This window comes from Arcticibacter sp. (assembly GCF_045629565.1).
Lineage (GTDB): Bacteria > Bacteroidota > Bacteroidia > Sphingobacteriales > Sphingobacteriaceae > Arcticibacter.
The window spans coordinates 1-7,681 of record NZ_JAZQRL010000050.1; the positions used below are offsets into that span (position 1 = coordinate 1).

General features: G+C 44.0%; 4 protein-coding genes and 1 pseudogene. All 5 read left to right on the top strand.

From position 1 onward, the window contains the following. Window positions 1–374 (top strand): annotated as a pseudogene (locus ACKI5J_RS06865) (hypothetical protein); the annotation flags it as partial. Between the two features lie 115 nt (window positions 375–489). After that, window positions 490–3,597: a SusC/RagA family TonB-linked outer membrane protein gene (locus tag ACKI5J_RS06870; protein ID WP_407427860.1), complete on the top strand. Its 3,108-nt coding sequence runs from the start codon at window positions 490–492 to the stop codon at window positions 3,595–3,597. Between the two features lie 20 nt (window positions 3,598–3,617). Continuing rightward, entirely contained in the window at window positions 3,618–5,411 is a 1,794-nt protein-coding gene (locus tag ACKI5J_RS06875) for a RagB/SusD family nutrient uptake outer membrane protein (RefSeq protein ID WP_407427862.1), read from the top strand. Window positions 5,412–5,429: 18 nt separating this feature from the next. Next, a complete protein-coding gene (locus ACKI5J_RS06880) occupies window positions 5,430–6,392 on the top strand; it encodes a discoidin domain-containing protein (protein WP_407427864.1) in 963 nt (320 codons plus the stop codon). 172 nt (window positions 6,393–6,564) lie between these two features. After that, the coding region (locus ACKI5J_RS06885; RefSeq protein ID WP_407427866.1) for a FecR domain-containing protein at window positions 6,565–7,681 on the top strand (1,117 nt) is incomplete at its 3' end.

Sequence of the window (7,681 nt, forward strand, 5' to 3'; positions counted from 1 at the left end):
TGATCAATGGGAAGGAAGTATTGCTGAAAGGTGGAGATCCGGTTATTTCAGATGCTGTTAAAGGGAAACTTAAAATCTCCTGGCCACTTACTTCAGTAAAGGGAAGCATTGAAATGGATATTGACGAAAAGCAAATTAACATGAAATATGTGGGGAAACAGGCTTTGAACTGGTACCTGGATTTAAGTACAGCTGAGCAAGCCAAATTGCCTTTTACTAACATCAGCGCAAAGCGTGTGGCTGCCGAATTTGAAGGGATGAAGTATGGCGTGTTAAGCACTAAGGGAAGATTTTCAAAACCAGGTGGTGCTAACGTGTTAAGGATCGCGCCGGAAAAGAACGTGATTAATCTTTTAATGAACAATGGGAATTAAAGAAGAACAAGTACAAAACCATAAAAAGAAAGGGCGCCTATAGAGAAACACCATACTAGCCATACTTCAATTGCATTCAGCAAATTTAATTATCAACCAAAGTAAACCATAACAAATGTATAAATATAACGATGCTCTTAGTTGCACGGGGGGATCCCTTATGCGCCTAAACGGCCTGCTGGGAAAACGCTTAATTGCACTCATTTTTCTGGTACTAAGTATAAATTCACACGTATATAGTCAATCTATTTTCCCGGTAAAGGGATCAGTTACCGATGATGGGGGGCAACCCTTACCTGGGGTAAGCGTCAAGGTAAGAGACAGTAAAACCGGTGTGATGACCGATGTGAAGGGAAATTATCTGATAAATGCACCTTCTGATGGCGCTATATTGGTCTTTAGTTTTGTTGGCTATGAAACCCAGGAGGTCAGCATTCAGGGCAAGGAAGTGCTTAACGTCATCCTCGCAGAACAAAAAAACGAAATGTCGGAAGTGGTTGTCGTAGGATTTGGACAACAGAAAAAGATTACAACCATAGGTGCACAAAGTTCTGTAAAGGCTGAGGACCTGAAACAACCTGTGGCTAATCTTACCAATTTAATTGCCGGAAGGGTAGCTGGTGTAGTCGGTGTTCAACGAAGCGGCGAACCTGGTTATGATAACGCCGAAATCTACATTAGAGGGATCTCTACATTTACGAGCAGTTCTCCACTGATACTAGTAGATGGAGTTGAAAGATCATTCAGCAATGTCGATGCGGAAGATATCGCCAGTTTTAGCATTTTAAAGGATGCTTCAGCCACCGCGGTATATGGTGTAAGGGGTGCTAATGGGGTAATTCTAATCCAGACTAAAAAGGGACGGCCAAGTGCACCCGTAATTACGGCACAATACGATCAGGGCTTCACTGAATTTACAAAGCTTCCAGATTTCGCTGATGGGGCGACCTATATGAACATTGCAAATGAAGCGTATAAGAACAGTTTCCCCTCAGAGACCTTACCCAGGTATTCTGCAGAAAGGATTCAAAAAACCATGGATGGAACTGATCCTGAGCTATATCCCAATGTAAACTGGTTCGACGAGATGTTCAATAAAAGTGGTCAGAACCGTAGAGCCAGGATTAATGCAAACGGAGGTTCTATAAATGCGCAATACTATCTGTCACTTGGATATTACGATGAACAGGGCTTGTTTAAGACCGATGATCTTGCGGACTACAACTCCTCATTAAAATTCAGCAGGTATAACTTTACCTCTAATCTTACTTTGAACGTTACAAAAACGACTAAAGTAGACTTTGGTGCTTCAGGTTGGATCAGTAATGGAAATTATCCGGGAAACTCGACGGGTAGCATTTGGAACGCAGCTTATGTGCTTCCTCCGATTGTTATTCCTGTCAAATATAACGACGGGAAGTTTTCTCAAATCAGGACCGGCGATATATTTAATCCTTACACATTGCTTACCCAATCTGGATACGTCACCGAATTCAGAAGCCAGCTATGGAGTAACATCCGGGTAACTCAGGATCTTGGTGCTTTGCTAAACGGACTGTCGGCCACGGCCATGTTCTCTTTTGATAATGCAAATACCCATAACATTCAAAGGACAAAGTCGGTAGATGGCTACCTTGCAAGCGGAAGGGATGAAGAAGGAAACCTCATCCTGGATCAAACGAGAATCGGCACTAACTATCTTGGCTACAGCCGTAGCAATGGTGGCAGCAGGCAGTTTTATACCGAAGGCTCTATAAATTATAACAAAACGATCGGCAAACACGATATTTCGGCGATGGTACTTTACAATCAGTCCGACAGGGAAGACGCATTTGCAGGCGATTTTATCAGTTCTATTCCTTACCGTTACATGGGTGTAGCCGGCAGAGCGACTTATGCTTACTACAATAAATATTTGTTAGAAGCTAACTTTGGGTTTAATGGTTCTGAAACCTTTGCTCCTCAAAAGCAGTTTGGTTTCTTCCCTTCCTTCGGGCTGGGATGGGTGGCTTCTGAGGAGAAATTCTTTGAGCCTATAGAAGATGTAATTTCCTTCTTAAAGTTCAGGTTCTCTTACGGTGTTGTTGGAAACAGCAATATTGGAGGTCGTCGCTTCGCCTATATTTCAACGATTGCAAATACCGGTGGTTATAACTTCGGTCAAAATGGACAGAATAATGACTTCGGAGGACTTGATTTCGGAGACTATGCCGTTGCAGTTACCTGGGAAAAGGCAAATAAGTACAATCTCGGCGTGGAGATTAAGGCATGGAATGACGCGATCTCTTTAACGGCCGACTTCTTCAGGGAATACAGAACAGGTATTTTCCGCCAACGTGGAGATGTTCCACAATATGCCGGTGTTAGAAGTTTGCCATGGGCAAATCTCGGGGAAGTGAATAACAAGGGTGTTGATGCTACTTTAGAGATCAACAAATCGATCGGTAGTGGCTGGATTCTTGGCCTTAGAGGAAACTTTAACTGGAACAGGGCAATTATTATAAATGATGCAAATGCATCCTGGCCATATCCATGGCAACAAAGGATAGGGCGTAAACTTGGACAGCGTTTTGGATATATCGACCTCGGATTGTTCAAAACTGATGAAGAAGTAGCCAACAGTCCGCTTCAACCCGGAATAACAAAGGCAGGTGATATTAAATACAAAGACCTGAATGGCGATGGCAAGATCGATTCATATGATCAGGCGCCAATTGGCTACGGGTCTATCCCGGAAATTGTGTATGGGTTTGGCCCAACTATTACCTGGAAAAACTGGTCTATTGCAGGCTGGTTCAAAGGTATTAGTAATGTAGATATCTCCTTAAATGGCGATGGCTTGCAACCATTTACTTATGGTGGTGAAAGGGGGAATCTCTTTGCTGAGATCGTAGACAGGTGGACGCCCGAGAACCCTAAAGAGAGACCTTTATATCCCCGTATTACTTATGGAAATGACAATATGAATTACGCTGGTAGTTCATGGTGGGTTAAAAATGGCGCTTTCCTTAGGTTACAGACCGCGCAAATTACATATAGCCTGACAAATAAGCCCTGGTTAAATAAAGTAGGTGTTTCCAATCTGAATATCTACGCTAATGGTTATAACCTGTTCACGCTGAGTGATTTTAATTTGTGGGATGTAGAACTAGGCGATGGGCGTGGCGCGCAGTATCCGCAGTTACGAACTTACAATCTTGGGATGAGAGTTGTATTCAAATAAGGTTTATTAAAACTAAAATCATGACTAAAAATATAAAGTTAGGCACTTTGGTCCTTCTAGGACTGGCCTGTTGTTTTTCTTCCTGCAAAAAATACCTCGATCAGGTTCCTAACGACCGGATTACGATTGAAGAGGTATTCAGAAAAAAAGCGACTTCTGAGCAATACCTTGCTAATATCTATAACTATATACCTGATGAATCCAATCAATGGGAGAATAATGGATGGCTCGGTACAAGCGATGAGGTCGATGTGACTTTCTCAGGTTCAAGGAACTATGACATCAATATTGGCAACTTCAACGCTTCCAACGTCCATTTCGACAAGTGGCGCCATTACTATAATGGGATTCGTTCGGCCACTTATTTTATGAACAATATCGATAAGAATGATGAGATACGCCAGCTAAACGGACAGCAGCTTATTGATCAATACCGAGCAGAAGCACGCTTCTTACGTGCGTTCTATTATTTCTTGCTTATGCGACAATATGGTCCTGTGGTATTGCTGGGAGAGGAGAACCTGGCTCCCGATGCAACCGCAGAGGAAATGCAGCTTCCTCGGAGTAGCTTTGACGCTTGCGTTGACTACGTGGTCAGCGAACTGGAACGAGCTGCAGAAATACTCCCTATTGTGCCGCAAAGAAACGGACAGGCCAGTGATCTTGAGGCCGGCAGAGCAACAAAAGGCATGGCAATGGCGGTAAAGTCAAGGTTGCTTTTATATGCTGCTAGTCCTCAGTATAATGGGAATACCGATGTTGCATCATTCAAAGATGCCAATGGGCAACCATTGATTAGCCAGACCGAAGATCATTCTAAATGGCAAAAGGCTGCAGATGCCGCAAAAGCTGTGATTGATCTTGGAATCTATAGCCTGTATAAAGATCCAGCAGGAAATGTTATTAAGTCTTTAGAAGGTATATTCTTTCAAGCCTGGAATAGTGAACAGATCTTTGTCCGCAAATCAAATAATTTATCAGGCTGGGACGTGCACTCCATGCCCCGGCAAGCAGGAGGCTGGAATGGTATTGCACCTACGCAAGAGATGGTCGATTCATATTACATGGCCGATGGTAAATTGCCAGGTGAATCATTGTTATATTCGGAAGCTGGATTTACCACCGTAGGCGGTATTCAGGTTTACAACATGTATGTAAATCGTGAACCACGTTTTTATGTCGGCGTTACCTACAACAACAGCATCTGGCAGGGCGGCAATATGCGTGCAGCTGCTCCAATTACCTTTTATGTGTCTGGTCCGAATGGACGCAATGGCCATGCCACAGATTTTAGTAAAACGGGTTACCTGGTTAGAAAAAACGTTGGTCCGCAAACAAACGCTGGCTCCGGTGGTAACGGACAGCAGCAGTCAAGGCCACTCGTGCTGTTCAGACTTGGAGAGATCTATCTTAACTATGCGGAGGCTTTAAATGAGGCCGCTCCGGGTCATTCTGATATTATGTTGTATCTGAACAGGATCAGGGAACGTGCCGGCATTCCTCAATATGGCGTTGGCACCGATGCACTGCCTGTACCATCAGGCCAGAGCCAGGTGAGAGAAAAAATCAGGGCAGAACGGAAGGTAGAACTTTCCTATGAATCTCACAGATGGTTTGACATCAGAAGGTGGAAAATTGCACCCCAGGTAATGGGGGATATGCATGGCATGGACATCATGAAAGATGGGAATGACTTTTACAAAAGGGTAGTTACTGCTACGCCCCATATATTCAGATCTTCCTATTATTGGTATCCACTCTCGCAGTACGAGTTGGACAGAGGAAAACAGCTCATTCAAAATCCTGGTTGGTAACGTTCTTAAGAAAAGATTATGAAAAACATTAAATTATTGGCGGGGCTTCTAGTTGCCGCCAGCTTTATGACTTCTTGCAAAGATGAGGTTGAGTTACCCGATCAGCCCTTGTCAAACTATATGCAGATATATATGCCTCAAGCTGTAAACGGTGCCGTTAATAAGGTGCTGAATATCTCAGAGGAACCGCAGGTGATTATATATGGAGCCAATTACGGCGGTCAGGACTTCCCTGCAGCGAACATAAACATGAAGTTTGTAGTTGACCCCGTACTGGCGGAAAACTATAATGCGGTCAACAAAACGAACTATGAAGTGCTCCCATTAAAATCATATACGTTGAGCACCGTTGATGGGGTAATACCAGCTGGGCAGTTGACAACTGGGCCTTTAAAGTTAAGCATATTAACTAGCGGGCCTGATGGGATACAGCCATTCAAAACCTATCTGCTGCCAATCAGTATCTCAGGAACGGACTTCAAAGTAAATGAAAGCCTGCGGACCACTATGTTTACAATCACAGCGCAGCCGAACATGGCGGACTACCCGGATTATGACCGGAAGAACTGGAAGATAATTGCGTTCTCTTCAGAGGAGGCAGACGGAGAAGGACCAAGTAATGGTCGAGCAGAGTTTACTTTAGACGGTAACATTAACACCTTTTGGCATTCTCAGTGGAAAAATGGAAACCCCGGTCCGCCACATTTCCTAACTGTGGACATGGGAGAGGTAAAGACCCTGCACGGAATTGCAGCGACTACAAGGCAGTTTGATGGTAACGGGAAACCGAATGAAGTGAAGATTGAAACCAGTCTTGACAATATCAATTGGGTAACTGCAGGAACTTTTAATTTATCTACCAAAAAAGAACCTCAGAAGCAGTTTCTGCCAACCTTCGGCGAGGCCCGGTATTTTAGGTTCGTTGTGTTGTCGGCTTATGGCTCAACCAATGTTCACCTGGCAGAATTAGGGGCGTTTTAGGCTTTACCTCCTCTTATTCTGAAGTGTTGATTACATTGCAGTAGCGGATCGCTGCTGCAATGTTTGGTTTTAGCGAAAAATTTATTTGCCAGATAACGGCTGAGCATATTTCGAGCGTCATGAAATTAACAGCTCTTAGACACATAATACTCAATGCCCAATCTCCCTATAAATGAAAAAAGAGCGACTCCTTTACTTGCTGGACAGATTTAAAGCCAACGAATGTACAGATCAGGAAGCTCAGGAGCTCAATGAATGGTACACGGAGTTAAAGGTAGATGCAGGTGAGGAACAGCCCCCTGTGGATGAGCTTTTCACTCGCTTTCAGCAGAGAGTCCAGAAAAGGGGTAAAAGAAAGCCTTTCTACTGGAAAGCGGCGGCTGCTGTTGCCGTGCTGACCTGTGGCTTTTTGTTCTTTAATAAAAAACCGGGCGAGAAGGTAATGACACCTACAATGTTAAGTGCAAAGATCTTGCCCGGTAAAAGCAGTGCGGTAATGACGCTTAGTGATGGCACGACCGTCAACCTTGACGATAAGCAAATGAGTAATATCGCCACTCAGGCTGGAATACTTATTTCCAGTGCTGAAAAGGGCCAGGTGCGCTATAACGGTGTGCAAAGATCCGTTGCAGATGGCAGTCAGATGGCATACAACTCGATAAGGATACCAAAGGGGGGACAATTTAAGGTCGTACTTCCTGATGGAACAAAGGTCTGGATTAACTCTGAGTCAGAACTTCGCTTTCCGGTAACTGCCAACGGTAAGAACCGTTCTGTATGGCTTAAAGGTGAAGCCTATTTCGAAGTAGCACATAACAAGAACCTGCCTTTCCTGGTTCATACGGCCGATCAGCAGGTACAAGTGCTGGGAACGCATTTTAACATTAAAGCTTATGCTGATGATGCCAGTGTTACAACAACCTTGCTGGAGGGCAGTGTTAACATCAGGAAGTTATCGTCGGGACAGTCGGTACGGCTGGCGCCGGGGCAGCAGTCAGTAACCAACAGCAGCCAGAAAGGTATAGCTGTCAGTGCCATCGAAGTAGATCAGGCTATTGCCTGGAAGAATGGTTATTTCCTGTTTGACAACCAGGATATAAAAGGTGTGATGAAAGCAATTAGCAGGTGGTACGACGTAGAAGTAATCTATAAGGACGTAACAGATGCTGAGCGCTTTGGAGGAACGTTTTCACGGAATGCCGACCTCTTAGAAATTTTAAATAACCTGCAGGAACTGAGCAATCTGCATTTCCAGGTTAAAGAACGAAAGATTATTGTTTCTCAAAAAA